Origin of the sequence: Faecalicatena contorta, assembly GCF_003149105.1 — a bacterium.
Lineage (GTDB): Bacteria > Bacillota > Clostridia > Lachnospirales > Lachnospiraceae > Muricomes > Muricomes contortus_C.
This window is the reverse complement of sequence record NZ_QGDS01000006.1, coordinates 146,947-173,928: the sequence shown is the minus strand read 5'-3', so window position 1 is coordinate 173,928 and position 26,982 is coordinate 146,947. Positions and strand designations below refer to the sequence as shown.

Genomic DNA, 26,982 nt, shown 5'->3' with positions numbered 1-26,982 from the left:
CTACTAACGTTTCAGAATGTATACTAAAATCTACTGCTGCCCGGTAAAGGGATAAAGAAGCCTCTGGTTTTCTTCTTCATACATATTGTCTTTTGTAATCATCTTGCTGCCGGAATCCAGGTTTTTTTCTACCTGCTTCCCGTCCAAAATCTTCACTGCCTGCTCCACTCCAAGATATCCCATGTTGAATGGTTTCTGTATGATAATACCATGGCAGACACCTTCCTCCAGAAATTGAATCTCTTCAATGGAATTGTCGAAGCCTACCACCTTAACCTTCCCCGCAAGTCCCAAAGCCTTTATCGCTCTGGCAGCTCCTACCGTCGACCATTCATTTGTCCCCATAATAACTTCTATCTTAGGATACTGCTTCAGCATGTCCACAGTCAATGAATATGCCTTGTCATAAGAAGAACCACAGAATACAATATCCCTCACCTGAGACTCATATGTTCCCAGCCCTTCTCTCATACCTTTCTCCCGTTCTATTGCTGTAGAAGTACCTTTTACATGACCTACGATCCCAATTTCCGAATTCTCTGTCAGCAGCGTCTTTGTAAACTCTCCCAGTTCTTTTCCTGCCAGATAATTATCTGTGGCAACAATACTTTCGGAAATATCTTTATCTATCACAGAATCAATCAGTATCAGTTTAATTCCGCTGTCCACAACCCCCCGCAGGGTCTCTGTCATTTCGGAGTAGCTACAGGGTGCAACCAACATGGCATCGGGTTTCTTTTGGATACTTTCCTTTATACGCTGTATCTGCCCTTCCACATCCTCTTCGTAGTTCCCTCCTGCAATCTCAATATCTACATTAAACTCCTCGGCTCCTAATCTGGCGCCTGCCATCAGATAGGTCCAGAATCCATTTGCATTATCAACCGTCTTTGGTATTAAAATGATTTTATATACCTTCTTTTCCTGGTCCTGTGGATACAGCAGGCTGAATGTAATCAGGAAAATCACAGTAAACATACCAGCGAAAAATATTCCAGTTATAATTTTTTTACTTGTCTGCTTTTTCATCATCCACCCCTGACTCCAGCGGCACTGTAACTGTTGCCACTGTCCCGGCCCCCTTCCTGCTTACATAAGAAATCCCATATTCTCCGCCATAATAAAGCTGCAGCCTTTTCTGCACGTTGGTTACTCCTACGCCATTAAACTTATGCTCTTTCCGGGATTCATCAAAAATATGGCATAATGTCTCTTCATCCATCCCCACTCCATCATCTTCTATGGTAATATAGGCCTTTTTTTCACGGCGAAAACCTCTGATGTTCAGGTTTCCCTTTGTTTGCTTATACTTCAGACCATGATAAATGGCATTTTCCACAATAGGCTGGAGGGCAAACTTGATGATCATAACATCTTTAATTTCGGGATCTACTTCTATGGAATATTCCAGTTTATCCTTATAACGCATTTTCTGAATTGTCAGATAGCTTTGCACATAATCCATCTCCTCTGCAATGGATACCTGCTCCTTGTCATTGCTGATACTTTGGCGGAGAAGTTTTGCAAGAGCGGAAGTCATAAGGACAACCTCCTCATTTCTCTCAGCTTCTGACATCCAGATGATAGAATCTAGTGTATTATACAGAAAATGCGGGTTTATCTGGGCCTGAAGTGCTTTCAGCTCACTCTTCCTCTTCTGCTTCTGTTCATATACATTCTGTTCCATCAATGTATGAATGCGCTCTGTCATAACATTAAATGATTTACTGAGGCTTCCAACCTCATTTGCCGCTGTAACTGCCACATTCGCCTTATCAAATTTCCCCTTCTCCACCATACTCATGGAATCACGGAGCTGCCGGATTGGTTTGGTAATTTCCCTGGATATGATGCTGGATACTGCCGTTACACCCAGCAAAAGTACTGCGGCTACTAAAAGGTACAACATCTGAGCCTGCTTATTATTTTTCAGCAGCTCTGATGTGTAAACCGCTCCAACTACTGTCCAGCCTGTCATATCGGATTTGGAAATCGTATATAACTTATCTCCCTCTTCCGTAAGAAAATGATTAGACTTGCTTGACATAATCTGTTCTATGTTTTCTGTCATCAGGCCTCCGTACATCAGCTGCTGCTTGGGATGGTAAATAATATTTCCATTTGCATCCAGTATAAAAATATAGCCCCTGTTTCCTATACTATTGTTGCTGCACAGTTCACTGATAGCGCTGTAATTCAAGTCTACGAAAAACACGCCCTCATTCTTCCCCGTTTTATAGTTTATCAATGCTCTGCTCAGTGTAATCACCCATTTATAACTGCTTTTTATCGCATTTTGGACATGGGAAGAGGAAATGGCAATTCCTTTCTCGGAAGTCAGGGCAGCCATATACCAGCTCTGGTTCTTAATATTAATATATTCCGTAAACGCATCATTTCCGTCGTTCAGTATGCTCCGCCCATTATCTGCAACTGCAGCTATATTATAAATATCACTCCTGCTGTCCCGGATTGTTGCGAATTGAGATAATATACGCTCCCGCTCCTCTTTCAGTTCTTCTTCTGTCTGTTCCTCATTATATAAATACTGGGAAACATCGCTGCTTTTGGCAATAATAGATGAAATATTCAGCAGATAATCCATGTAAGAGTCAATATCATAATTCACCTGTTTAATTATCTGAGAGGTGTAATCAACTGAATTCTCATAAATTGTGCTTTTTGTAAAGTTCAATGCAATAAACAGAAATATGAGCACTGCAATTACCATAAGTACTGAAAATGAAACCAGCATTGTACTCTGAATGCTTTTGAATCTGCTGAATATTGTCCTGAATTCTTTGTTCCTTTTCATGTCTTAATTCTCCCTGGCATAGGCCTTTGGGGTTTTTCCGGTCATTTTCTTAAATGCGATATTAAAGTAGTGCGGGTCACTAAAGCCCACCTTCTCCGCAATCTCATAATTCCTCAGGCTTGTCTGCCTAAGAAGCTGCTTTGCCTTCTCCATACGGATACTTGCCAGTACTTCCATAAATGTTTTTCCTGTAGCCTCTTTAAATATACTGCTGAAACGGCTTGTGCTGATATTCAGGTAATCGCAGATATGGTTAAGACTCAAATCGGGATTACTATAATTCTCTTTAATATAATCCATAGCCAGCATTGCCTGCCGCTCTCCGCTGGACTGCCCTGCGGCAGACATCACTGCTATTCCCCTGTCTGCATATTTTCGAATCAGGAACATTGCTTCTTTTAGATTCCCTGCGTCTGTAATGCCGGAAATATCCGAATCCCTCAGTAAGAAACTCTCATCCGTTTCGTATACCGTTTCATATAGAACCCTGAGTACCTGATGCAGATAAGCGGCAGCTCTGTTGTGGCCCACATATTCTGATTTCATCTGATTCTCCACTGAGTTAAGAGCCTCCTTCAAAAGTACTTCGTCCTTTGCTCTCATCGCAGAAGCTATTTCTTTCAAACTCTTCTCCAGCTCCATTGGATTCTTTGGGATTGAGACCTCCTCAGAGTCAAAAATAACCCCACTCCCTTTTGTGTATCTGTATCTTAAAATCTCTGTGGCAGAATCATAAGATTTGGAAAGCTCCTGAAGCGTATTCACAGAAATCCCGATTCCCATAGAAACACTCAGTTTCATAGCCTGATAAACCATATCCTGAATCTCCCGGCATATGGCACCTGTCTCCTGCATAAATTCCTTAGGTTTATTTGTAGAAAACAGAATATAGATACGATTGTCAGAATCCCGGTATGCCAATCCCGCTTTATGGTTATTCACAATTTCATTGCTGATATTCTCCACCACAAAGGACATCAGGGCACTTTCCTTCTTCACTTCATCCTCAATCTCATACAGGCCGGAATACACATCAATATCCACTGCCGCCACCCTGTAAGCGAGTCCCTTAACAGAAATACCAAAATCCTCCAGCTCCTGCCGGCTCTTTTGGACATCCTGGGTTCCCCTGACCAGGCGTGTAAGTATCCTGGAAACAATCAGCGACTCATTTTTCGTATAGCTGTGATACACCTTTGTCAGCTCATCCAGCTTTTGTTCCTGCTTCCGCTCACTATCCAGCTTCTCTCTGATCCGTATCAATACTTCTGACAGCTCCTTCGCGGTCACTGGCTTCAAAATATATTCCGCCACCTTATACTGTATTGCCTGCTTTGCATAATCAAAGTCACTATACCCGCTGAAGATAATAGTTGTTGTCTGAGGGAGATTTTCATAAATATATTTACTCAGTCCCATCCCATCTACATATGGCATACAAATATCCGTCAGCACTACATCAACGGGTGTCTCCTTCAAAAACTCGATTGCATCTTTCCCGTTCTCACAATCTCCAGCCAATTCAAATCCCAATTGTCCCCACTCAATCTTGGCACCAATTGTCTCCCGGACTAAAATCTCATCATCTACCAGTAAAACTTTATACACGATTTATGCCTCCCTTATAACCTTATCTTCCACTTACTACATCTGCGGATATTATACATCAAGATTACCAATTGTAAAAGAAATAAAGCAGGAATTGAGGGAAATGTGATTCCCCATCACATTCTTGGCTCTCCTCATTTCCTGCCCTATTTCTTTTAAAAGCCCTTAGCGGTTCAGTTTACAGAGTTACAATCACTCCGTCCTCATCCCACAGGTCATGCCAGTCTTTTGCACCTTCCCACAAGAATACCTGCCCTTTTACGAGTCTGTTATTCCTTTCCAGGGTTGCAATTTTTGCCATCTCTTCCTCTGTAAGAGGATCTTCTGTCAGACACTTCAGGTTCGTTACATACTTTTCTTCTTTTACAGAGAAAGGAATAGAAATCTGCCCTCTCTGGTGTCCCCATTTCAGTGCTATCAGAGCGGGGTGCACACCATGTGCCTTTGCAATCTCCTGCATTTCTGGCATCTGTAAGTCTTCCACGTCATCCGGGAAGATATCTCTCTCCGGTCTTCGCGGAGAACCCAAAGGCATATAGCCTACAGGCTGAATATTATGGGCATTGAGATAATCAAACAGCTCTTGCTGCTGGAAAGATACATGAAGCTCCAGCTCACATGCCGCGGGCATAATCTTCATCAAAGGCAATACTGCTTCCATCTTGGGAATTGTCATATTGGAAAGCCCAATATGGCGTACCAGCCCTTTTTCCACCAGCGTTTCACACTGTCTGTATGTATTCATAAACTCTTCCACACTAAAAGGCCTGGAAGCCGGGTTGCGGGAATCTCCATCACATCCAGGTGCATGATAATTAGGAAATGGCCAGTGGATAAAGAACATGTCGATATAATCACACTGTAAGTCCGCAATACTCTTTTTGCAGGACTCTTCCACTCTTTCATGCATATTATTCCATACTTTTGTCATGATATAGAGATCTTTTCTTTCTACAACGCCTTCATCAAAAGCTTCTTTAAAAACTTCCCCAATCTGTGTTTCATTCCCATAACATGCAGCACAGTCGAACATGCGGTATCCACAGCGGACTGCACCTGCCACAGCAGCAGAAACCAGTTCCGGTGCGTTCCTGTCGGAACCAAAGGTTCCCATTCCCACACAGGGTATTTCCTCTCCCGTATAAAGCTTTACTTTCGGCACATCCGCCGGGTTAATAAATTCACCCATCATCTTGCCTCCTTTTTTAGTTTACAGCGTATTCATAATCCATTACAAATTGCAAAACTCCGTCTTTAGCAAGCACTCTCGGGTCCGCTTCAATCTGCCCGCTCATCACCTTTTCATACTGCAGTGGCATGCAGCGGTGGAGAATGCTGGCCGGAATTTTCACCTCTGATAAGTTGTGTAATAACTTATCAATTGCATCCGCTACTTCTTTTTCTCCCATATAATACCGGGAACGGTCAGAAAAACTATATTTTCTGGCAAATGCTTTTTCCTCCTCTGTTCCGGAATAATGTTTCTGCCAGTTATTTGGCTTCTCAACCATCACACGATCCAGAGTTTCTGCAAAATGAGATCTTTTCTCCTCTGGAATCAACGCATTCTCTATCGCTTCCAATGCATATAAAGCACCGCATAATCCGAAGGTTAATGCAGGACCCACTTTTAAGATTGCAATTCCGTCTTCCACCATCTCCCTTAAAGCTTCTTTTGTCTGATAATCGGTAGAGTGGCCCTCAAATACAATACCCGGATATTTTGACAGTCCGCCGCAAAGAGATGCTGCCTCAGCCCTGTCATACAAAAATACCTGTGCATCCCCGAACTCAACACCTGGCTGCACCACGACTGCAATCACATCATTCCACGCATCTGCCAATCCATTTTCTTCAAAGATACGCTGATATGTACTTACAGTACCATCAAAGTCTTCCACTTTTGTAACACTGATACCTTCTTCGGCTTCCTGTGCCCCTCCTGGAATGGGAACTTCACTTCCAATAACGAAAACAGGTCTCATCGCATCCGGCTTATTTTTCTTTAATTCTTCATAAGCTTCGATGCAGACTTTATATAATTCCACACCGCGCCTTGCAATAACCTCTGTCGCCAATGGCTCAGAAACACTGTCATCCCCCAGCTTCATGCTGGTGTCCAGATGGATTTTCGTAAAACCGGCCAGAACAAAGAGCTTCACAAGTTCTCTTGATTTTTCCATAGCAGATGCTTCTGGTTCATTTACCCAGGTTAAGGGGCCTAAATGGTCCCCGCCTAATATGAGTAATTTTTCATCCACTCCGATTTTATCTGCAATCTTCTTGATAAAGTTCATGAAATCTTGCGGAGTCATACCTGTATATCCGCCAAACTGGTTAATCTGATTTGCGGTAGCCTCGATTAATACCGGCTCGCCTGTCTCTTTTGCATGTTCGAGAATCGCCTCAAGTGCCAATTCATTTGCTGTACAATAAGAAGGGATTCCACACATTTCCCCGTTTTTTCTCCGCTCTATCATTTCCTGTAATGGATGCATCATAATATTATCTCCTTGCTTCTAATCTTCATTAATCAACAATATTTTCCCCTGTACAAGTCCCGGTGTTTTAAACATCTGGAACGCTTCCTGTGCCTGACTCATAGGCATTGTTTTGTAAATGAATCCAGGATCAATTTTCAATTGTCCTGTAGCAAAGTAATGAGCAGTCAATTCCCACTCTTTTCCAGGGAATGGGGCACTGTATGACATCCAGGAACCTGTTAGCTTGAACTCTTTGCGGTTCATATTTTCCCACATTGCAGGAGTAAAGGTCAGATCCACATGAGGTGTGCCAATGAAGCATACCTGCGCCTTATTGGCTGCCAGCTCAAATGCCATATACATGGTAGGAGCCTGACCTGCAGTCTCATATACATATGCATAGCCCTTCTGGCCTGTAATTGCCATAGCCTCTTCCATATAATTTTCCTTCATTGTATTTACAACTTCATCTGCACCCAGGCGCTTTGCCAATTCCAGTCTTTCGTCACTGATATCAAATACAACTACTTTTTTCGCTCCGAAGATCTTGGCCCACTGCATAGTGAAAATTCCAATTGTGCCGCCGCCTAAAATTGCAACATATTCTCCGCCCTGGTAATCATTCTGAAGAAGTCCGTGAATTGCTACAGTGGAGGGTTCAAACATGGCACCGTGTTCATAGGGAATACTCTTATCAAACACAACTGTATTCTGTTCTGGTATGACAACATAGTCCGCATTACTTCCTTGCTGTCTGGAACCAATAAAACTATAGTGTTTGCAAAGTGCAAAATTACCATTCTGGCAGTTATCACATTTCATACATGGAATAAGAGGTGCTCCAGTTGCTCTGTCCCCTACTTTTACCTTTGTAACGCCTTCTCCCACTTCAACTACATCCCCTGAAAACTCATGTCCCAGTACAATCGGGTAGAAATGTACTCCGTTGTGCAAAACCCGCGGAATATCTGATCCACAGATTCCAGATGCCTTAACTCGAATCTTAACTTCTCCCGCACCTGCCTTAGGCTCTTCATAATCCAGATACTGCACATCTTCATTTGCACATACAACTGCTGCTTTCATTTTACCTGCCTCCTGTCTTTTTCATTGTTTCTTTTAAATTATGATAAAGTTCCAAATAGACCTGATAATTCTTTTCATACGCCTGCGCATTCTGTAAATTCGGCTCATGTGACCGTTTGTTTTCCACCGTCAGGGCTACTGCTTCCTCAAAGTCCTTATACATTCCAACGCCTACGCCTGCCAGAATAACTGCCCCGAGTGTAGTTGCCGTGTCTGATGAAGGCACAATAATTGGTTTTCCGGTAATATCAGATTTTATCTGTGTCCATAACAGGGAATTCGCTGAGCCGCCCATAGAGCGAAGCACACTGACTTCAGCACCTGCCTCCTTCGCCGCGTCCAGATTATGCTTTAAAGAATAGGCAACCCCTTCCATGGCAGATCTGATAAAGTGGGCTTTTGTCTTACTGAAATCCAGGCCATAAAAGACCCCTTTTGCATTTGGGTCCCAAATAGGAGAACGCTCACCGGACATATAGGGAAGGAACACTAAGCCATCACTTCCCGGCGCCACCATTTCTGCCATCTCATTAAACAGAACAAGAGAATTCTTCCCCTGCCTTTTTCCTTCTTCCCGCTCATAGTCCCCGAACTGTTTTTCCAGCCATCTCATAACACCGCCGCCGCCGGTTGTCCCTCCCTGAAGAAGCCAGTGCCCCGGAATTACGTGATAGCTCAAAATTAGTCTTGGGTCCGCTTTATAGGTATCGGTACAAATGCTCATACCGCCTGCCTGGCCGCCCTGTTCCTGCGTCTCTCCAGGATGGATAACCCCTGCTCCAAGTGTTCCGCATGCAGCATCCAGGCCGCCTGCCACGACTGGAGTTCCCACAGCCAATCCACATTCCCTGGAAGCTTTTGAGGTTACCGTTCCAACGACTTCATGGCATGGATAGATGTCGGGCAGCAGTTCTTTCGGAATACCTAACTTCTTCCCCATGTCCTCATTCCAGGTCCCTGTACGCATGTCAAAACAATGCAGGCCATATCCCTGGGATAATTCCTGGGTGAACTCTCCTGTCAATCTATATGCAATATAACTGTTGGATTGCAGAACCTTATAGGTCCGTTCATATACATCCGGCAGATTTCTCTGATACCAGATGATTTTCGCTGTAGAATAGGATGGCTGTAAAGAGTTTCCTGAAAGCTGGAATATATTATCGGCTCCAATCTTTTCATTCAGCTCCTCACAGATATCCGCAGCTCTTGTATCCATCCAGATAGGAGTATTGGTCAATACATTACCATCCTTGTCCATGGGAATTGCTGACCAGCTCTGTCCGTCAATTCCAACCCCTGCAATTTGCTCCGGTAAAATACTGCCCTTCTGCAAGATCTCTTTTATAGCACCGCATACCGCTGTCCACCATTCATCTGGGTTCTGCTCTGCCCAGCCCGGATGAGGATAATATACCGGATAATCTCCATTTGCCGTTGCAATGACCTCGCCTTCCCGGTTAAATACAGCAATTTTACATGCACTTGTTCCTATATCAATTCCTAATAAATACTGCTCCATTCCTTCCTCCTCGAAACACAGTGGTTTATTCTTTGACAGATTTTCCTTCCACGAAGCTTGTCCTTAGCTTTATGGTCTCTCTTTCGCTCTGATTACCATTCTCCTCCAGTCTTCTCAGCATCAATTCAGATACATGACCTGCAATCTCCTGTGTAGGCTGGATTACAATACTAAGCCTTGGGATATTCGCCTTGGCAAACTCCACATTATCAAATCCAATGAAGGACAACTGCCCCGGAATCTCAATTCCCAATTCATTGATTTCAATAATTGCCCCCATAGTCATCTCGTAATTTGATACAAAAACTGCTGTCATATCAGGGTTCCGGCTGACAAGCTCTTTCATGGCCGCTGCACCGCTCTCAATTGTATAATCCCCATGTGCAACCAATCTATCCTCTGTCAAAAGCCCGGCATTTTCCATTGCGGTACAATATCCGCGGTACCGTTCTTTTGCCGTATAAATATCCTGAGGGCCTGCAATCATGCCAATACGCTTATGCCCCGCAGCAAGCAGTCTCTCTACGGCGTCCCTGGACGCCCACTCATTATCTACCAGCACACAATCACATTCAATCTCTTTTAGCTTTCTGTCTATTAATACCACAGGCTTGCCTGCTCTGGTAAACTTTTTCAAATGTTTCCCCTGCTTTCCCGAGGGCATAATAATCAGGCCGTCCACACGCCGGTGGAACAAAAATTCTACAGCCTCTTCCTCACGCTTCTCGTCACTGCGGCAGTCACATATAATCGTGGCATATCCGCGGCTTCTAAGCAAGTCCTCTACTTCCGTAATAATTTGGGTACAAAAAGCCATATTCAGTTCAGGAATGATAACTCCGATTGTCTTCGTCTTATTTGTCTTGAGCCCTCTTGCTACTTCATTGACTTCAAAATTAAGTTCTTCTATTGCTTCTTCTATCTTAATCCGATTTTTTTCTCTAACATTCCCTCCATTTAGATAGGAGGAAATCGTTGCAAGTCCAAGGCCCGTCTGCTTCGCTATGTCCTTCATTGTTGCTGCCATGATTTCCCCTGCCTTTGCCTGTCTTACTTCTCTTCACAGAAAAGACTATTTTACGTTACAGTTCAGCCATGCAACTTTTCAACGGCATATGTAGAAGAAAGCTTGCTTTCGTATACATATGTTGTTGAAAGTTATATGGCGCTCTGCCAAAGCTAGATTCAGCAGAGCGGAATCTAGCTTATGGCTGAACTGTAACTAATTTACCTTATTATCACATCCGCACACTTTCATACGGTCCATAACCAGAGATTTCACTGCTTCCATTCCTACAATACCCAGCTTCTTGGGATCAATGGTATTAGGAGCCTCAGTGAGAAGTTTCTTGACTGCTTCTGTATACGCTGCACGCAGCTCTGTTGCAAAGTTCACTTTACACATACCGCGCTGTATACATTCTTTTACATCCTCATCACTTAAACCAGACCCCCCGTGAAGTACCAGCGGAATGGATACTACTTTTCTAATATCGGAAACTCTTTCCTTATCTAATACAGGCGTTCCTGCGTAAAAGCCGTGGGCAGTCCCAATTGCTATAGCAAGAGATGTAATACCTGTCCTCTCAACAAATTCCTTCGCTTCCGCCGGATCTGTATTTGTGTCCAGCTCAGCCTCTATATCATCTTCTTTTCCGCCTACCTTGCCAAGCTCTGCTTCTACCGGAATACCACATGCATTCGCCACATCCACAACCTTTTTGCTGACAGCGATGTTATTCTCGAAGTCCTCATGTGAACCGTCAATCATAACAGAGGTATATCCAGCTTTTATTGCCTGAACAGCAAGCTCAAAGCTGCTGCCGTGATCCAGATGCAGGCATACCGGAACAGTAGCCTTCTTAGCCTCCGCAGCCACGATTGCAACATAAGTTTCCATAGAACCGTACTTTATAGTAGATCCTGTAGTCTGCAGCATAACCGGTGCACGCAGCTCCTCTGCAGCAGCGATGACTGCCTTCACCATCTCCATGTTTTCCACATTAAAAGCACCTACTGCGTATCCTCCTGCCTGAGCGTCCTGTAACATTTGTTCTGATGTAACTAATGGCATATATATTATCCTCCTTTAAGCGAAACCGAAACGTTTCGGTTATGTTTATATTTATATAATAATCTCGGTTTCATAAATTGTCAATTGATAATTATAAAACCGAGATTATATTTCTTTCTTCAGTTAGTCTAAATGGAATACAGGGATGAGGTCAACAGCTGCCGGACTATTATCCGGGTTTGTTTCCATAATATCCGCCATGTAATCCCACCATTTGCGGCAAATCTCTGTATCTGCACTCTTGTCCCATTTCTCCGGGTCCTCCAGCTCGATATAGCCGTAAAGGATACTGGTTTCTTTGTCCAGGAATATAGAATAATTGGAACCACCGTATTCATGAATCATATCTCTCATTTCCGGCCAGAGAGTATTGTGTCTCTTTTCGTATTCTTCTTCCATCCCCGGATATAATTTCATTTTAAAGCTTTTTCTAGTCATTTGTTATCTCCCTATGCTTATATTTCCTACTTTAATAAACTCAATATATTCGTAAACATCGTATTTGCAAATTCTAAATCTTTCTTCCATTCAGGATTTCCGGTGTACCAGAATTCAGTAACAAACTTCCGAACTCCTAATTCCCATGCCGTTTTTGCTCCGCTTTCAAAATCTACATGCCCGGTCCCAAAAGGAATCTCCCTGAATTTACCCGGAACAGTTTCTTTGAAGTGCATTGCTACAATATGCCCTCTTCCAAGCTCCAAGTCTTCCAGTACATCATTTTTATAAGCTTCCGCCGCATTGGTAATATTTCCCAGGTCCGGGTATACTCCCAAGTATGGAGAGCCGACCAGAGTCACATATTTCATGGCCTTCTCTACCGTGTTCATAAATTCATTTTCCATAGTCTCAAATCCCATCAGAATTCCCAGCTTTGCAGCCATATCAGCGGATTTCTTTAGGTTTGCAAGGAAACGCTTCTTTGTTTCAAGGTCTGAATCTTCATAATAAACATCGTATCCGGCCAGTTGGATAATCCGTATACCCAAGTCATCTGCAAGGCGGAGAGCCTTTTCCATAATCTCCATGCCTCTCCCGCAGACAGACGGGTCACTGCTCCCCAACGGGTACTTCCGGTGTCCGCTCAGACACATGGTACGGATTGGGATGCCGGTTTCCTGCATCAGACCTGCAAGCCCCAAACGTTCCTCCGTTGTCATATCCAGCCTGGAAAGCTTTTCTTCCGTCTCATCAATACTGATTTCCACAAAATCAAATCCTGCTTCTTTTGCTGCAATCAGCTTTTCTTTCCAGCTCAAATCAGATGGCATGGATTTCTCATACAGGCCAAGTGTATACTCTTTTATCATATCGCTGTTCCTCCTGAAATTCTTTTGCTGCATCTTTTTTTCTCTTTCATATGCGGATAATACTTTTTACATTATAGCATACACGCTGCAAAATGAGGAAGAAAATTCCTCTCCGGAACCTTCTTCCTCATCATACTTGTTTGAGACTATCTGATAATAATATTTTTAGTGGAGTCTGCTTTTTGCTTATTATAAATTCTTAATTTTAATATACATCTTTCCAATCAGCGATGTTAGAAGGTTCAAATTTGAAAGGTGCACCTAAGATGATTTCTGTACCGCCGTCTGCTGCTTCTACTACTTCATAGTCTCCCATGTCCCCAGCAGTAAATTTGTCTCCGGCTTCTCCCGTAATTGTTCCGTCAACCAATGCAATTGAAGTATAAGCGCTAAGGCGTCCTACATCAATTGGATTCCACAGATACATGTACGGGCATGAATGAGCATCATCATCACCAATGTATTCTGCCATTTCTGAAGGCAGTCCAAGTCCTGTCAGTTTTACAGAAGATTTTTCATCCTGAAGAACTTTAGCTGCTGCATTAATACCTACTGTTGTAGGAGCGCAGATTACTTTCAGATCTGGGTATTTAGATAATAAAGCCTGTGTCTGGTCTGTAGATTTCTGTGGCTCATCATCACCATAAGCAACCTCTACCAGCTCCAGCTTAGAGTATTTGTCATCTTTCATGATTTCTTTCATTGAATCAATCCATGCATTTTGGTTTGTAGCCTGGGATGTAGCTGAGAGAATTGCCCACTGTCCTTCACCGCCTGTAATGTCATAAACAGCATCCATCAAAGTTTGACCGATTTGTGAAACACCAGCCTGATTTACAAATGTCTGACGGCTGTCAGGATTTGCTTTGGAATCCAGGCAGGATACTTTAATCCCTGCTGCCATAGCTTCTTCCAATGCTGCCTGAAGAGCATTCTCGTCATTTGCGGCAATAGAAATTGAATCAACGCCCTGAGAAATCAGTGACTGAATTACAGACACCTGTGCATCTGCTGTTGCGGCCTCAGGATGCTTTACGATACACTCTCCGCCTGCTTTTTCAATAACTTCCTGGAATCCTTCTGCTTCCTTCTCATTATAAGGATTTCCTGCTGATTTTGTTACGATAGCATAGACTTTCTTTCCAGAATCCTCTGTTTTAGCTGTGTCTTCCGTTTTTGAGTCTGATGAACTTCCTGAATCACTCTTGCTTCCACAACCAACAGCCAAAGTCGCTGCCATTGCTACACATAACAGTACGCTTAAAACTTTTTTCTTCATGCTTTCTTTCCTCCCTTTGGGAATTTTTTATACAAAGTACCTTCCCGGCACCTGGTATCATTTTAAATAGTCTATTTTGCTACTGCTGCCTTTTTCTTTAATTTAACATCTCCGCCGATATTTGGCAGCAATACTGCCAGAATTAACAGAGCGCCAAGGATAATAAGAATTAACTGCGGGTTCATATTAACCTGACCGAGACCAATCCTCAAACAGATAATAATGAATGCGGAAATAATACCTCCCTGAAGTTTCCCTTTTCCTCCTGCCGTAGAAATTCCGCCAAATACTGCCATTGCAATTGCATCCAGTTCAAATCCGTTTCCTGTTGTCGTATTTGCACCGTAAAGTACGGACGTAAGGAATAAGGCCGCAAGTCCTGCCATAAATCCCATTGCTGTATAAATAATCAAACGGATTTTCTGCACATGGATTCCTGAATAATAAGCTGCCCGGCTGTTAGAGCCTATTGCATACACACTTCTTCCAAATGTGGTCTTGCTTAATATCAAAGTAAAAATAACTGCAAATATGATTACTACAAATAAGATATATGGTATCATACCTACCTTTCCGGCAATCATACGGAATCCATCCGCATTGCTTAAAGAGATAGAACCTCCGCTTCCAAGTGAAATTTCTGCAATTCCTCTGAAGATGATCTGAGTAGCCAGAGTTACAATCATCGGAGGAAGTTCCGTAAATCTTGTAAGAATCATTCCGTTGATGAATCCGCAGGCTGTACCAACCAGCAGTGCGACTATTACCACCATTATAAACGGCAGGTTCTTATTGCATGCCATACACGTCATAGTTGCTGACAGACATACAGTTGCACCTACTGAAATATCAATTTCTCCAAGTATCAGGATGTATGCCATTGAAAGCATCAGAAACACTTCTGTCAGATATTTCGGCATTTCCCTTAAAACATTAGATAACTGGTAACTCTGGGAGATACTTGCGCAAAAAATATTAATTAAGATAAATAATACTACCAACATGCTTTCCCAGCAAAGAAGCCTTTTCTTCCATGATTTTTCAGGCACATTGGCAATGGTTCTTCCTGACTTTCCTGCCATGATTATATCTCCCTTCCTTTCAGATTATTTTTATCCATTACACGCTGTGTTATAACATTCAAAATTACTACTGTCAGTATAATGGCACCTTTTACAGTATTTTGTGCAATAGAATCAATTCCTACAAGAGGAAGTGCTTTTGCGATAATAGCCAAAATCAGAGAGCCTAAAAATGCCCCTGCAACGCTTCCGCGTCCGCCTGTCATACTGACACCGCCAATTACACAGGCGGCAATAACATCCATTTCTTTTCCGTACAGCATATTGGGCTGTGCAGAAGAGTAAACCGCTACCGCCAAGGCACCGCACAATCCTGCCAAAGTTCCCATTACAATGTACACCATAAGTTCTATGTTAGAAGCATTAATGCCTGAAATTGATGCCGCCTCACGGTTACTTCCCACAGCATACACTTTTCGGCCAATCCTGGTCCACTTCATTATAATAAAGAAAACAATATAGCAGATAAGCATAATTAATACTACATTATTAATACCCAGAACTTTACCCAAAGCAAAATTCTTGAAATCCCCAAGATTTTCAGCACTTGCCCACTGGCTGTTTCCTATCATGTATGCCATACCCCGGTATATATACATAAAGCCCATAGTGGCAATAATCGGAAGCACCCTTCCCTTTGCAATAACCAGACCGATAATCAATCCGCACGCTGCCCCGATTCCTATTGCAATCAGGAACAATAAAAATGTATTTTCAATCTTCTGATATTTGAGCAGCATACCAACTGTCATTCCTGAAAAAGCAAGTGTGGATGCAATAGAAATATCGATTCCGCCGATAAGCAGTACTCCCAGCATACCAAGTGTCATTATCATAATAACTGCATTGTTCTTCAACATATCTGAAATAGATTTCAGAGTCAGAAATGAAGGACTTCTAAATGAAATAACCGCACAAAGAATGATCAGAACAATCAGTAAGCTTGCTTCACGGGAACCGGTGATTGTTTTCCAGATAGATTTTTTTTCTTTCATCTTTCCCATTTCCTCCTTACTTTGATTTTTCCATAGCCAGCTCAAGAATTCCCTCCTGAGTTGCCTCATCACGATTCAATTCCCCGGTTACTTTTCCATTACACATCACAATAACTCTGTCACTCATGCCAAGAGTCTCAGGCATTTCTGAGGATATCAGAATAATCGCATAACCCTGTTTTGCAAGATCTCCCATAATTTGGTATATCTCAGCCTTTGCACCGACATCAACACCTTTTGTCGGCTCATCCATGATGACAACTTTCATCTCCTGTCCAAGAGCCTTGGCAACTACAACTTTCTGCTGGTTACCCCCGGAAAGTGAGGATGCAGGATCAAAAATTGTAACAGCCTTTGTATCTACGTCCTCTAAAAGCTTCTTGGCTATATCTCTTTCTTTCTTCTCATTATTGAATCCGCGCTTTGCATACTTGCCCATAGTAGGAAGGGTTACATTTCTGCCAAGCCCCCAACTCATAATCAAACCGTCTCTCTGCCGGTCCTCAGGTAAAAGAATGATTCCCTGCCCCATAGCATCCGAGGGTCTTTTTATATGTACTGCTTTCCCTTCCAGGAACACCTTGCCTTCATCAGGTCTTGTGATTCCACAAATGCTCTCAACCACTTCCGTACGTCCTGCACCGACCAGCCCGGTCAGGCCCACAATTTCACCTGCGCGAACACTGAAAGAAACATTTTTGAAATATCCTACTCTGGAAAGTCCTTCAACTCTTAGAACCTCCGGCCCAATCTGGACCTCCGGCTTCGGAAACAAGTCTTTAATCTCACGTCCTACCATCGCTTTGATCAAATCTGCATTGGTAATTTCATCCACATCATAGGTCCCGATATACTGTGAATCACGGAATACCGTGACCCTGCTTGCCAATCGGTACATGTCCTCAAAACGGTGAGAAATAAAGATAACAGAAACTCCATTCTCTTTGAGCTTGTCAACAATCCTGTACAATTCCTCTGATTCATTCTTTGTCAGCGCCGCTGTCGGCTCATCCAGGATAATAATCCGGGCATTCGTGGAAAGTGCTTTTGCAATTTCAACCATCTGCTGCTGTGCCACACTTAACGCACCCATTTCAGCCGTGGGCGCAAAGTCCGCATTCAGCCGGGACAGTAACTTTGCCGCTTCTTCATTCATTTTTTTCCACTGGATCATACCATTCTTTATAATCTCATGCCCCATGAAAATATTCTCTGCCACCGTCAAATCCGGATACGATGTGGGATGCTGATAGACAGCCGCAATCCCTGCCGCCTGTGCGTCTCTGGGGCCTTTGAAGTTTACCTTCTCTCCATCCAGAAACATTTCGCCTTCTTCTGCTTTATGTACACCAGTTATCACCTTAATGAAAGTGGACTTCCCTGCTCCGTTCTCACCCATCAATGCATGGACTTCACCTTTTTTGAGCTGGAAATGCACGTTGTTCAACGCTTTTACACCAGGAAATATTTTTGTAACACCTTTTAATTCCAAAACATATTCAGACACCGTGTTCTCCTCCTTTTCCTCTCTTAATTAAGTGTAACAATGATAAAATTTTTCTGAAACAGGAAAATATTTTGATTTTGGGTAATTTATTATTGTATTGATTTTTATATAAACTTTGATTAGAATAAAATTATGCGAGGGTAGTTTTGCTATAGCCAGTCAAACGTATGTTTCGCAATTGAAAAGCTGTATAAAAGGAGAGTTTCTATATGAAATTATTGATTGTCGATGATGAGGAATTAACACGGGAAGGCCTGATTGCTTCTTTGGACTGGGAATCTTTGGGTATTACACAGGTTTTTCAGGCTGATGACGGAATCAATGCTCTTAACATTGCCCGCTCCCAAAAACCTGACATCATACTGTGCGACATCCGTATGCCGCGTATGAACGGAATCCAGATGGTAGAAGCACTGGAGAAATTCCTCCCTGACACCAGTGTAATTTTTATGAGCGGCTATTCTGATAAGGAATATTTAAAAGCGGCAATCAAGCTGAAGGCCATTAACTATGTGGAAAAACCCCTGGACCCTGAGGAAATCAAAGAAGCTGTTCTGGAGGCAAAAGAAAGACGACGAAAGAATCTGCGCACACGTCAGAATGAAAATCTCTACTCTATGGAAACGACCTCTCATCTAGCACTTCTTTTCACAAAGCCTTACAAAGAAAATGTTGAGAAAATTATGAGCCTGACAGAAGAACTTTCTCTGCGTCTGATTCCAGGAAGCAGCTTTACCACATACATTGTAAAACTAAAGACAAACGAACCTGACAGCTCAGCTATTAATGAACTCCGCAGTGATTTTTCTGATTTTATTGCCCATTATCACCTTCAGGCATTTTATATTCAGCTTCACGCAATTTACCATGTGTTCCACATTATGGGAAGCAGCAAACCATCCGCGACTGCACTGACTGCCATAGGGCAATATTTCAAAAAGCAGTTCTGTGTATTTGGAGATTTTTTCATTGGACAGGGTGAATCGGTAACTGGTATTGGAAAAGTTTATCAATCCTATGCAACTGCTGTGGTTCTGCTGCAAAGCAGTTTCTTCTTTCAGCCCGGAACCCTTCTTTCTGCCTCCGGCAGGAATGATTTCCACATAAATACAGGCGTAATAAATGACACGGAAAATATTTCAGTTTTATTTACAGAAGCCCTTCTCTCGAAAGATTCTTCCGCCTGTACAGCTATACTCCAAAACCTGTATTCCACTTATTTCCAAAACCATGTTCTGCTGCCTAATCAAGTGAAAGACCTTTATTATAAGCTTTTTATGAACATCAATGACAGCCGCCTGAAGTTAAAACTGAGCCGGGACTTAAGTGAAAACAGTACAGAAGAAAGCATTATAGAGCACCTGGAGAACTGCTTCGCTTATCAGGAACTTCATCAGATGCTTGTTACTAAGACAGAACAATTTTTCCAAAGTATTAACTCATATGTTCCGGAGGATTCTACAATCTTTTTGATTAAGGACTATATAAGTAAGCACTATGCAGAAGATACTCTTTCAATTAAGGAGATCAGTGACCATGTATTTCTTTCTGCCTCCTATGTATGTACGTATTTTAAAAATCAGACGGGACATACTCTAAATCAGTATCTGACTGAATATCGGATGGAAAAAGCAATGCAGCTTCTTTCCGATGCACGTTATCAGATTGCGGACATTTCATCCAAGGTAGGCTATAGTAATGGTAATTACTTCAGTAAGAGTTTCAAAAAGTTCACGGGATTGTCCCCGTCAAAATACAGAGAGAAGATGTTGAAATGAAAATTATATTTCCAGCCATGAGCAAATCCTATAAAGGCCTGAAACTTCAGACCAAATTTACCTTTACCCATCTCGTGATTGCAACAATCCCTATGGTTGTTCTGGCAGTCTTTTTCTATACAAGGCTTTATGACATGATTATTTCAGATACTATACGGACAGAGCAGAGCGCATCTACTCAGACAGCTCCGCTGATTGAGGATACAATTTCAAAAATTCTTGATTTACACAATCAGATTACCAATCAGGATTTTTACAAGCTCTCCCTCAGCTCTAACGGAACAGACTCTTTAAGTCTCCTTGCTGATTCTAAAAGTGCAGAAACTTTCCAGGAGACGATAGAAAGGGCCATAGATGAGGGCCTTGTAACAGATGTAAAAATGTATATGGATATTCCTCAGGATGATCCTGTTTTTTCCGGACGCCCTGTTTCGGATACGCTCCTTCCCATCAATAATGCACGGGGAACCTACTGGTATGGAATTTTCAATGGCTCTCCTTCCCTGAATGAATTGTTCTGTCCTTCCTTTTATCTTGGCTCAAATGAAATTAAGAACAATGGTGATATGGCATATATTACAAAGTCCAGCATGGCATATAACAATGAGTATACCCCCTGTTTTCTTGCAATCTATTTTTCCCAGGAACATTTTGATACTCTGCTGAGAGATAATCTGACATCGGAGAGTAATGTAGCTTATATCATTAACAACAGAGACAATCTTGTTGCTACTACAAACCCTGCTCTGTCCGGTACTTATCATTTCAGTTATGACGAAGTGCAGGAGCACTTCATGTCGTCCAATAACTTTATATTGAAAAATGTGCTGGGTGAAGATGTATACGCCGGATTCTACCGTATAAAAAATACAGACTGGTACATGGTTGTAGCCATGCCCTCCCAGCCTATAATTAATAAAAGTATAAGTATTATGGTTGGCTTTATCCTTGTATATATAGCCTGTATTATTATCGCCTTCCTGATTGCCACACTACTTTCCCGCTCCATTACAAAGCGGTTATCAGCAGTCATCAATCAGATGGCGAAATCCAGAATAGAGCCCCCGGTTGCGCTTCCTGCCGCAGATACTCAGGATGAAATCGGTGATTTGATTTCCACTTATAATTACATGACCCGGGTTATCAACCAATTGATGGAGAAACAGGCAAAAGCCGCAGAGGACCTGCGCATAGCAGAGTTCAATTCTCTCCAGTCCCAAATAAATCCGCATTTTTTATATAACACAATGGATATGATTAACTGGCTTTCCCAACAGGGACGTTCCCGGGAGGTAACTTCCGCTATTCAGAAATTATCCCGCTTTTATAAGCTTACCCTGAGCCGAAAAAAAAGCTTAAGTACTATAGCAAACGAAATCGAACACGTATCCATTTATGTGCAGCTGCAAAACATGCGCTTTCATGATAAAATAGATTTCCTGGTCGATGTTCCGGATCATCTGCTGGAACGTTCTATTCCAAAGTTAACCTTCCAGCCAGTGATTGAAAATTGTATTCTTCACGGTATTCTGGAAAAAGAAACCAAGCAGGGAACAATTGTCCTTACCGGATGGCTGGAAGAAGAAACGATAGTTATATTGATTTCTGATGATGGGGTGGGTATGTCCAAAGAAAAACTGGAAAATATTCTGAACGGACATGGTGTTTCATCAGGCTCCGGTTCTAATATTGGTGTTTATAACACTCACCGGAGGCTTCAGCTCATGTATGGCCCCCAGTATGGACTTACCTATAGCAGCGTCCCGGGCAAAGGTACAGAAGTAGAATTCCGCCTTCCCGCCGTCATCCCCAGTGAATATAAAACCGAAATTCTGGCAGAGAACAGTGGGGATGAATCACTAAAAGAGAGTCACCTTGTACAGGCCCTTAATCTCCTGTCCCGCCCTGAAATTAATCTTTACGAAATCGCGGAGGAATGCGGATATAAAAGCCTGCAGCAATTCTTCACAGAGTTTCAGGAACACTTTGGCTGCTCTCCTGAGGAATATAGACGCCATATACTTTAAAAAAGGGATGTTTCCTGTTTCCATCCTTTAAGAGTTTGTACTGTGTTTGCTTTCCGTTTACCATCCGTTTACTTTCACTTTTTATACTCTACCTGAAACTACCGAAAAGGTATTTTTAGTGCCTATAGAAAGGAAAGAGATATATGAATCAAGCACCAGTAGTACAGCTGCAACATGCAACAAAAAGAATTGGAAATAGGAATATCGTGAATGATCTTTCTTTTGATATTCCAGCCGGGGAGGTTTTCGGCTTTTTAGGCCCTAACGGAGCAGGAAAGACAACCACAATCCGCATGATGGTGGGACTGATAAAAATAAGTCAGGGCGACGTTGTTATCAACGGACACAGCATTACAAAGGATTTTAATAAGGCAATCCGAAATGTGGGAGCCATTGTTGAAAATCCTGATTTATATAAGCATTTGACCGGGTATCAAAATTTGAAGCATTATGCGCGAATGATTCCTGGTGTTTCAAAAACCCGCATCAATGAAATGGTTGAGATTGTCGGATTAAAAGAAAAGATTCACAACAAAGTTAGAACCTATTCACTCGGTATGCGCCAGCGTTTAGGAATTGCACAGGCTCTTCTGCATCGTCCCCCGCTTCTGATTCTGGATGAACCGACGAATGGTCTTGACCCTGCGGGTATTCACGAATTGCGCAATTATTTGAAAAGACTTGCCCACGAGGAAGGCGTGTCCGTTTTCGTTTCAAGCCATCTGCTTTCCGAAATGGAATTAATGTGCGACCGTGTTGGGGTTCTGCAAAATGGAGAGCTGGTCAGTATTCAAAACATACAGGACTTTGTTCATAAAGGCGGGGCTTCCCGTATTTGCGTCACCGTGGAACCTGCACAAATGGAACAGGCGAAATGGTTGATTGCTAATGCAAACAAAACAGCTTTACCGACGGAACATCCAGGACAATTATTTATTCAAATGGATAAAGAAGAAATTCCAAAAATAAATAAACTCTTGATGGATGCGGGTATTCAGGTGTATAGCATCCAAATGAAAGAGCAGACATTGGAAGATAAGTTTTTGGAGATAACGGAGGAGAAGAAATGCGTGGATTAGTTGCTAATGAAAGTATGAAAATATACAACCGGAAACTAACATGGATTCTGCTGTTACTATTAGTTGCTATCACCATAGGTGCATCTGTTATGGGTAAAATAAATAGCACAAATACAGAAAATTGGCGGGCTGAAACAACACAGCTCGTCCAGTTGTATGAAGAACGCTCAAAGATTACAGAGACGCCGCGTACGCCCCGGATTGACAATGAAAACAAATTAAATATCGCTAAATATCGTTTGGAGAACGATATACCCACGCCCCCTGCCAACCCCTGGTCAGCACTGTTGACTACTGCTGGTTTAATCGAGATGGTTATTATTTTTACAATCGTTATTGCCGCAGATGTAGTTGCCGGGGAATATACAGCCGGAACAATGAAGCTGCTGCTCATTCGTCCCCACAGCCGCACAAAAATTCTATTTTCAAAATATATCGCTGCCTCCTTGTTTGCCGTTGTTATGCTGGCATTATTGTTGGTGTGTGGATATGTAACAAATGCGCTGCTTTATGGATTTGGAGATATTCATATCACCGATTTGTTCTTAAATCAACAGGGGCAAATTGTCCAACAGAACGTTGTTGTGCAGGTGATAAAAATGTACGGTTTGAGCATTATTCCTATTCTGAGCTATGTGGCCATTGCTATCGCCATATCTACGGTTTTGCGCAATAGTGCTTTGGCGGTTGGAATCTCGATGTTTATTATGATTGTGGGTAATTCCATGATTGATGCAACGGCAAAATTTGAATGGTTAAAATACCTGCCCTTTGCCAACAGTGACATCAGCCTATATATATTCCATATTCCGGCCAGACCTGAAATGACGGTGGGCTTTTCAATCTCCGTCTTGCTTGTATATATCTCTGCCCTTTCACTGATAAGCTGGATAGTTTTCAAAAAACGTGACGTGTCCATATAATGGCTATTTTTTTTAATTGTTAGATAATAAAAATTATCATACCAGAAAAGGAGGCAGAAGAATGCGTCTGCAAAAAATACTCATTGTCGATGATGAACCCGGCATTGTGAAAATGCTGGAAACGATACTTCGCAAGGAAGGTTATACTTCCATCGGCAGTGCCTTTACAGGGCAGGAAGCAATGGAAAAAATCAACCGGAATCCCTATGACCTGATTGTATTGGATGTGATGCTGCCCGATACGGACGGATTTAGATTATGTCAGGAAATACGGCAGCATACCGCTGTCCCCATATTGTTTCTTACCGCTCGTTCAAGTGATTTGGATAAGTTGACCGGGCTTGGGATTGGAGGGGATGATTATATCACAAAACCCTTCAACCCTTTGGAGGTAGCCGCGCGTATTAATGTACAGTTTCGAAGGCTGAAACAATATCAAAATGCTTCGCAAGCAACAGAGATTTATCATTTCGGTCCTATTGTCATTGATAGAAAAGCCGCACAATTGCGGGTAGACGGGCAAGAAGTGTCTTGTCCGGCCAAAGAATTTGAACTTTTGCTTTTTTTGGCCGACCATCCCAATCAAGTATTTACCGCAGGGCAATTATACGAGCATATATGGGGCTATGACAGTATTGGAGACGAAAAAACGGTTTCCATTCATATTATGCGCCTGCGTAAAAAAATAGAGCGGGATGCAAAGAACCCTTCTCTCATTGTCAATCTAAGAGGAATTGGTTACAAGTTTATCCCCCCTAAGCAAGGTGAAACGGTATGAAAATAAACCTTGTAAACGGTAAGCTGGTTGTCCGCTTTACCTTGAATTTTATACTGCATCAGATATTGATGTTTGTATTTGTTTCACTGCCAGCCATTTTCTACATTATTGTTCTTAAACAACCCGAAAAACTATTTATTGTTAATCTGACAACATGGATAATTATTGCAGTCTACTTGTTATATTGCTTGTTTTACGGCTATTATGTTGCACGGCCAATGGCAGATATTTTAGTGAAAATAAGAAAGCTATCAAACGGAGAGTATTTTAATACCGTCACGAATACACGCTTCCGCTCACCTTCCAGCCGCCTTTACCGTGAGGTCTATGCGAATCTTGAAGCTCTGTCTGCAACCCTGCTGGAAAATGAACGGAAGCGGACAGAGTTTGAGCAGTTGAGGCAGGAATGGGCGGCAGGAATCACCCATGACTTAAAAACCCCTTTGTCTTATATTTCCGGTTATACAGACATACTCTTGGCAGATAAACATGAATGGAGCGAAGACGAAAAGAAAGAATTTTTACAACTTATCAAGGATAAGTCTGCCCACATGGAGGAACTTATCAACGACCTGGGAATCGCTTTTCGGATGGATCACCCCACCGGCATCAAGTTTTCTTCTCAAAAAATCGAACTGATAGAACTAATCCGCAGAGTGGTTGCGGAAGCAGCAAATATGCCTTCTGTTAAAGATAATAGCTTTGAAATACTTGGAGAGGAAGAACCTCTTTATTTAATGGGTAACGCCGGATTGCTCAAAAGAGCTTTTTCAAACCTGCTGGTCAATGCGGTTGTTCATAATCCGGCGGGTACGGCAATTATAGTACAGATACACAATAGTACACATATAGAAATTCAGGTAACAGACAATGGCAAAGGAATGGATGAACAATGTGCCAGCCATTTGTTTGACCGCTATTATCGGGGAACCTCAACTGATATTCCTGCTGGTGGAACAGGGCTTGGTATGGCGATTGTCAAGCAGATTATAACCGCACATCAGGGAACAATAGATGTGAAAAGTAAAATAGGGCATGGAACATCAATTATAATCCGATTGCCACACATGCTTTAATCCAGTGTAACAGATGGTACTTCCAGCAAATCCGCTACCTTCTCATAGAGCAGTCCATGATGCCCGATACTCATGGCAAAGTGATGTGTGGGTGACTCACAAAACCACTCATCCATATAAGAATCCGGGTCTTTTTTAAACTTAACAGGTGTCTGAGTGTTTCCAATTGTCATAACTTCCCTGTCTGTTGATTCAGCCTCTGTTATGATAAACTTCAGTTTACCGTCTATGGTCTGCGTACATCCCAAATTGGTAATCTCTCCGCTGCGCACTTTTGCCTCTACCGATACACCGGTTCCCTGTTTGCCGTGATATAGTCCCATTCCTCTCAAAATTGGTTTTCCTTTTGCTATCTCCAGATGGAATGGTCCGTCATGGCCAAGAAGAATGGTGTTATCCTCGTAATCCACAGTTACAATCTCACAGAAACTGCCGCCCTTTCCTAAAATATCACACACCTTCATTGCCAGGCAGGTTTTTAAATCTCCTTCTCCTGCACATGGAATTCCTTTTGCCGTCAAAAGAGAATGCCCTACAATAAAACCTCCCTGAAGTTCTTCATAATGATTGCCAGGTGCACCATGATAGTAATAAGTCAGTGCATCCAGGTCAAATTCTTTTACTAATTTCTCCTGAGCTACAGCAACCCTGGCGGACCAATCCATTTGTGCATCCGTAGGTTTTTGCGCAAGAGGATCTGCTGCCGCATCCTCACTGATTGTAAAGAATTCCTCTATCTCTTTTCTCATTTCTGCGATTTCTTCTTCCGTTACACTCTGCAGGTGACGGTCCAGATCACACATCTCCAGTACCTGCAAATGAGCTCCCGTCTGGGCCTGGAACATGGTAAAGTCACTGTACATATCCAGCATTCCACTGTATGTGTTACCTAAAAATCCAAATCTTGCCCCTCTTAAATTACATTTTACCTTTGCAGCCAATACCCATTCCTCTATCTTTTTCCATGCACGCTTTGCTTCAGGACGTTCTGCAGTTGCCTCATTTGTCATAGAAATTTCAGGTGTATAATCCAGACCCAGAAGTCCATTCACAACACGGAACTTTATTCCCGCGCGGTTAAATGCATTTGATATTTCCGGTACCGGGCATGCTCCGCAGTGTGCAAGCCATTCTCCCGTTGTTGTCTTTTGATAATTTATCCTTGCTGTTGGCTGAAGATTCAATACTACAGCAGGTGCATTGCAGATTTGATGAACCGGAAGAATAGATGCACTTGTTACATAAGTAGCTGAGTGTGCCAGAACCAGGTCCGCATGTACTTCATTGAAATACTCTCCCGCCTTCTCGCCCTCCTGCTCACAATCAACCAATCCATAATAATATACTTCCGCGCCGAATTGTTCCACTTTCTCAGTTATAAACTTTCCATATTCAATCAGTCTTTCCTGAAGACCCGGGAACTGTGTCCAGTAATGCTTCAATCCCATAGAATAAATTCCAATTTTAGGTTTTTTTAGATTTTTTCTCTCAAACATAACTTAACCTCCTGCTATCCATGCATACATTTAGTTACAGCTCAGCTATAAACTAACTTTGCTT

The 26,982-nt window shown here is 42.4% G+C and carries 22 protein-coding genes; 6 read left to right on the top strand and 16 right to left on the bottom strand.

All coding sequences use genetic code 11. From position 1 onward, the window contains the following. Nucleotides 1-30 precede the first annotated feature (30 nt). From A8805_RS11850 to A8805_RS11780, 15 genes are all read right to left on the bottom strand, one after another. A complete protein-coding gene (locus A8805_RS11850; RefSeq protein ID WP_109711364.1) occupies nucleotides 31-1,032 on the bottom strand; it encodes a substrate-binding domain-containing protein in 1,002 nt (333 codons plus the stop codon). Continuing rightward, entirely contained in the window at nucleotides 1,010-2,815 is a 1,806-nt protein-coding gene (locus tag A8805_RS11845; protein ID WP_109711362.1) for a sensor histidine kinase, read from the bottom strand. Before A8805_RS11845 ends, A8805_RS11850 begins: the two co-directional genes overlap by 23 nt. Nucleotides 2,816-2,818: 3 nt before the next feature. Then, on the bottom strand, nucleotides 2,819-4,423 hold the full coding sequence (locus tag A8805_RS11840; protein ID WP_109711360.1) for a helix-turn-helix domain-containing protein: 1,605 nt from the start codon (nucleotides 4,421-4,423) through the stop codon (nucleotides 2,819-2,821). A 178-nt stretch (nucleotides 4,424-4,601) separates the two neighbouring features. Next, a complete protein-coding gene (locus tag A8805_RS11835) occupies nucleotides 4,602-5,612 on the bottom strand; it encodes an aldo/keto reductase family protein (protein ID WP_109711358.1) in 1,011 nt (336 codons plus the stop codon). Between the two features lie 16 nt (nucleotides 5,613-5,628). Continuing rightward, nucleotides 5,629-6,924, bottom strand: coding sequence for a class II D-tagatose-bisphosphate aldolase, non-catalytic subunit (locus tag A8805_RS11830; RefSeq protein ID WP_109711356.1), 1,296 nt, complete (start codon nucleotides 6,922-6,924; stop codon nucleotides 5,629-5,631). 18 nt (nucleotides 6,925-6,942) lie between these two features. Then, a complete protein-coding gene (locus A8805_RS11825; RefSeq protein WP_109711355.1) occupies nucleotides 6,943-7,992 on the bottom strand; it encodes a galactitol-1-phosphate 5-dehydrogenase in 1,050 nt (349 codons plus the stop codon). A 1-nt stretch (nucleotide 7,993) separates the two neighbouring features. Continuing rightward, nucleotides 7,994-9,514 (bottom strand): xylulokinase, encoded by a 1,521-nt coding sequence (xylB, locus tag A8805_RS11820; protein ID WP_109711353.1) that lies wholly within the window; start codon nucleotides 9,512-9,514, stop codon nucleotides 7,994-7,996. Nucleotides 9,515-9,539: 25 nt separating this feature from the next. Beyond that, the gene (locus A8805_RS11815) at nucleotides 9,540-10,541 is read right to left on the bottom strand and encodes a LacI family DNA-binding transcriptional regulator (protein WP_109711351.1); all 1,002 of its coding nucleotides are present in this window, start codon (nucleotides 10,539-10,541) and stop codon (nucleotides 9,540-9,542) included. Between the two features lie 195 nt (nucleotides 10,542-10,736). Further along, nucleotides 10,737-11,588, bottom strand: a complete 852-nt coding sequence (locus A8805_RS11810) for a class II fructose-bisphosphate aldolase (protein WP_109711349.1) — start codon at nucleotides 11,586-11,588, stop codon at nucleotides 10,737-10,739. 123 nt (nucleotides 11,589-11,711) lie between these two features. Further along, entirely contained in the window at nucleotides 11,712-12,026 is a 315-nt protein-coding gene (rhaM, locus tag A8805_RS11805; RefSeq protein WP_109711347.1) for an L-rhamnose mutarotase, read from the bottom strand. A gap of 26 nt (nucleotides 12,027-12,052) precedes the next feature. Next, on the bottom strand, nucleotides 12,053-12,898 hold the full coding sequence (locus A8805_RS11800; RefSeq protein WP_109711345.1) for an L-ribulose-5-phosphate 3-epimerase: 846 nt from the start codon (nucleotides 12,896-12,898) through the stop codon (nucleotides 12,053-12,055). Between the two features lie 205 nt (nucleotides 12,899-13,103). Then, nucleotides 13,104-14,177 (bottom strand): rhamnose ABC transporter substrate-binding protein, encoded by a 1,074-nt coding sequence (locus A8805_RS11795; protein ID WP_109711343.1) that lies wholly within the window; start codon nucleotides 14,175-14,177, stop codon nucleotides 13,104-13,106. 71 nt (nucleotides 14,178-14,248) lie between these two features. Then, on the bottom strand, nucleotides 14,249-15,259 hold the full coding sequence (locus A8805_RS11790) for an ABC transporter permease (protein WP_109711341.1): 1,011 nt from the start codon (nucleotides 15,257-15,259) through the stop codon (nucleotides 14,249-14,251). Nucleotides 15,260-15,261: 2 nt separating this feature from the next. Next, the gene (locus tag A8805_RS11785; RefSeq protein ID WP_109711544.1) at nucleotides 15,262-16,254 is read right to left on the bottom strand and encodes an ABC transporter permease; all 993 of its coding nucleotides are present in this window, start codon (nucleotides 16,252-16,254) and stop codon (nucleotides 15,262-15,264) included. Between the two features lie 16 nt (nucleotides 16,255-16,270). Continuing rightward, nucleotides 16,271-17,761, bottom strand: coding sequence for a sugar ABC transporter ATP-binding protein (locus tag A8805_RS11780; RefSeq protein WP_109711339.1), 1,491 nt, complete (start codon nucleotides 17,759-17,761; stop codon nucleotides 16,271-16,273). A 209-nt stretch (nucleotides 17,762-17,970) separates the two neighbouring features. Between A8805_RS11780 and A8805_RS11775 the strand changes: the two genes are divergently transcribed. From A8805_RS11775 to A8805_RS11750, 6 genes are all read left to right on the top strand, one after another. Next, nucleotides 17,971-19,539, top strand: coding sequence for a response regulator transcription factor (locus A8805_RS11775; RefSeq protein ID WP_109711337.1), 1,569 nt, complete (start codon nucleotides 17,971-17,973; stop codon nucleotides 19,537-19,539). Then, the gene (locus tag A8805_RS11770; RefSeq protein WP_109711335.1) at nucleotides 19,536-21,566 is read left to right on the top strand and encodes a histidine kinase; all 2,031 of its coding nucleotides are present in this window, start codon (nucleotides 19,536-19,538) and stop codon (nucleotides 21,564-21,566) included. Before A8805_RS11775 ends, A8805_RS11770 begins: the two co-directional genes overlap by 4 nt. A 143-nt stretch (nucleotides 21,567-21,709) precedes the next feature. Next, on the top strand, nucleotides 21,710-22,645 hold the full coding sequence (locus A8805_RS11765) for an ABC transporter ATP-binding protein (protein WP_109711333.1): 936 nt from the start codon (nucleotides 21,710-21,712) through the stop codon (nucleotides 22,643-22,645). Beyond that, nucleotides 22,633-23,568, top strand: a complete 936-nt coding sequence (locus A8805_RS11760; protein WP_109711331.1) for an ABC transporter permease — start codon at nucleotides 22,633-22,635, stop codon at nucleotides 23,566-23,568. Before A8805_RS11765 ends, A8805_RS11760 begins: the two co-directional genes overlap by 13 nt. Nucleotides 23,569-23,629: 61 nt before the next feature. Further along, nucleotides 23,630-24,346 (top strand): response regulator transcription factor, encoded by a 717-nt coding sequence (locus A8805_RS11755; RefSeq protein WP_109711329.1) that lies wholly within the window; start codon nucleotides 23,630-23,632, stop codon nucleotides 24,344-24,346. After that, the gene (locus A8805_RS11750) at nucleotides 24,343-25,422 is read left to right on the top strand and encodes a sensor histidine kinase (protein ID WP_109711327.1); all 1,080 of its coding nucleotides are present in this window, start codon (nucleotides 24,343-24,345) and stop codon (nucleotides 25,420-25,422) included. The genes A8805_RS11755 and A8805_RS11750 overlap by 4 nt, the downstream gene beginning before the upstream one ends. Here the strand turns inward: A8805_RS11750 and A8805_RS11745 are convergent. After that, nucleotides 25,419-26,918: an L-fucose/L-arabinose isomerase family protein gene (locus tag A8805_RS11745; protein ID WP_109711325.1), complete on the bottom strand. Its 1,500-nt coding sequence runs from the start codon at nucleotides 26,916-26,918 to the stop codon at nucleotides 25,419-25,421. The two genes, A8805_RS11750 and A8805_RS11745, sit on opposite strands and share 4 nt — an antisense overlap. Nucleotides 26,919-26,982: the final 64 nt, after the last annotated feature.

What these genes read in the sequence shown, in the direction of transcription:
- A8805_RS11850 (WP_109711364.1), bottom strand. Translation starts at nt 1,032, where the DNA reads ATGATGAAAAAGCAGACAAGTAAAAAAATTATAACTGGAATATTTTTC.
- A8805_RS11845 (WP_109711362.1), bottom strand. Translation starts at nt 2,815, where the DNA reads ATGAAAAGGAACAAAGAATTCAGGACAATATTCAGCAGATTCAAAAGC.
- A8805_RS11835 (WP_109711358.1), bottom strand. Translation starts at nt 5,612, where the DNA reads ATGGGTGAATTTATTAACCCGGCGGATGTGCCGAAAGTAAAGCTTTAT.
- A8805_RS11830 (WP_109711356.1), bottom strand. Translation starts at nt 6,924, where the DNA reads ATGATGCATCCATTACAGGAAATGATAGAGCGGAGAAAAAACGGGGAA.
- A8805_RS11825 (WP_109711355.1), bottom strand. Translation starts at nt 7,992, where the DNA reads ATGAAAGCAGCAGTTGTATGTGCAAATGAAGATGTGCAGTATCTGGAT.
- xylB (WP_109711353.1), bottom strand. Translation starts at nt 9,514, where the DNA reads ATGGAGCAGTATTTATTAGGAATTGATATAGGAACAAGTGCATGTAAA.
- A8805_RS11815 (WP_109711351.1), bottom strand. Translation starts at nt 10,541, where the DNA reads ATGGCAGCAACAATGAAGGACATAGCGAAGCAGACGGGCCTTGGACTT.
- A8805_RS11810 (WP_109711349.1), bottom strand. Translation starts at nt 11,588, where the DNA reads ATGCCATTAGTTACATCAGAACAAATGTTACAGGACGCTCAGGCAGGA.
- rhaM (WP_109711347.1), bottom strand. Translation starts at nt 12,026, where the DNA reads ATGACTAGAAAAAGCTTTAAAATGAAATTATATCCGGGGATGGAAGAA.
- A8805_RS11800 (WP_109711345.1), bottom strand. Translation starts at nt 12,898, where the DNA reads ATGATAAAAGAGTATACACTTGGCCTGTATGAGAAATCCATGCCATCT.
- A8805_RS11795 (WP_109711343.1), bottom strand. Translation starts at nt 14,177, where the DNA reads ATGAAGAAAAAAGTTTTAAGCGTACTGTTATGTGTAGCAATGGCAGCG.
- A8805_RS11790 (WP_109711341.1), bottom strand. Translation starts at nt 15,259, where the DNA reads ATGGCAGGAAAGTCAGGAAGAACCATTGCCAATGTGCCTGAAAAATCA.
- A8805_RS11785 (WP_109711544.1), bottom strand. Translation starts at nt 16,254, where the DNA reads ATGAAAGAAAAAAAATCTATCTGGAAAACAATCACCGGTTCCCGTGAA.
- A8805_RS11775 (WP_109711337.1), top strand. Translation starts at nt 17,971, where the DNA reads ATGAAATTATTGATTGTCGATGATGAGGAATTAACACGGGAAGGCCTG.
- A8805_RS11770 (WP_109711335.1), top strand. Translation starts at nt 19,536, where the DNA reads ATGAAAATTATATTTCCAGCCATGAGCAAATCCTATAAAGGCCTGAAA.
- A8805_RS11765 (WP_109711333.1), top strand. Translation starts at nt 21,710, where the DNA reads ATGAATCAAGCACCAGTAGTACAGCTGCAACATGCAACAAAAAGAATT.
- A8805_RS11760 (WP_109711331.1), top strand. Translation starts at nt 22,633, where the DNA reads ATGCGTGGATTAGTTGCTAATGAAAGTATGAAAATATACAACCGGAAA.
- A8805_RS11755 (WP_109711329.1), top strand. Translation starts at nt 23,630, where the DNA reads ATGCGTCTGCAAAAAATACTCATTGTCGATGATGAACCCGGCATTGTG.
- A8805_RS11750 (WP_109711327.1), top strand. Translation starts at nt 24,343, where the DNA reads ATGAAAATAAACCTTGTAAACGGTAAGCTGGTTGTCCGCTTTACCTTG.
- A8805_RS11745 (WP_109711325.1), bottom strand. Translation starts at nt 26,918, where the DNA reads ATGTTTGAGAGAAAAAATCTAAAAAAACCTAAAATTGGAATTTATTCT.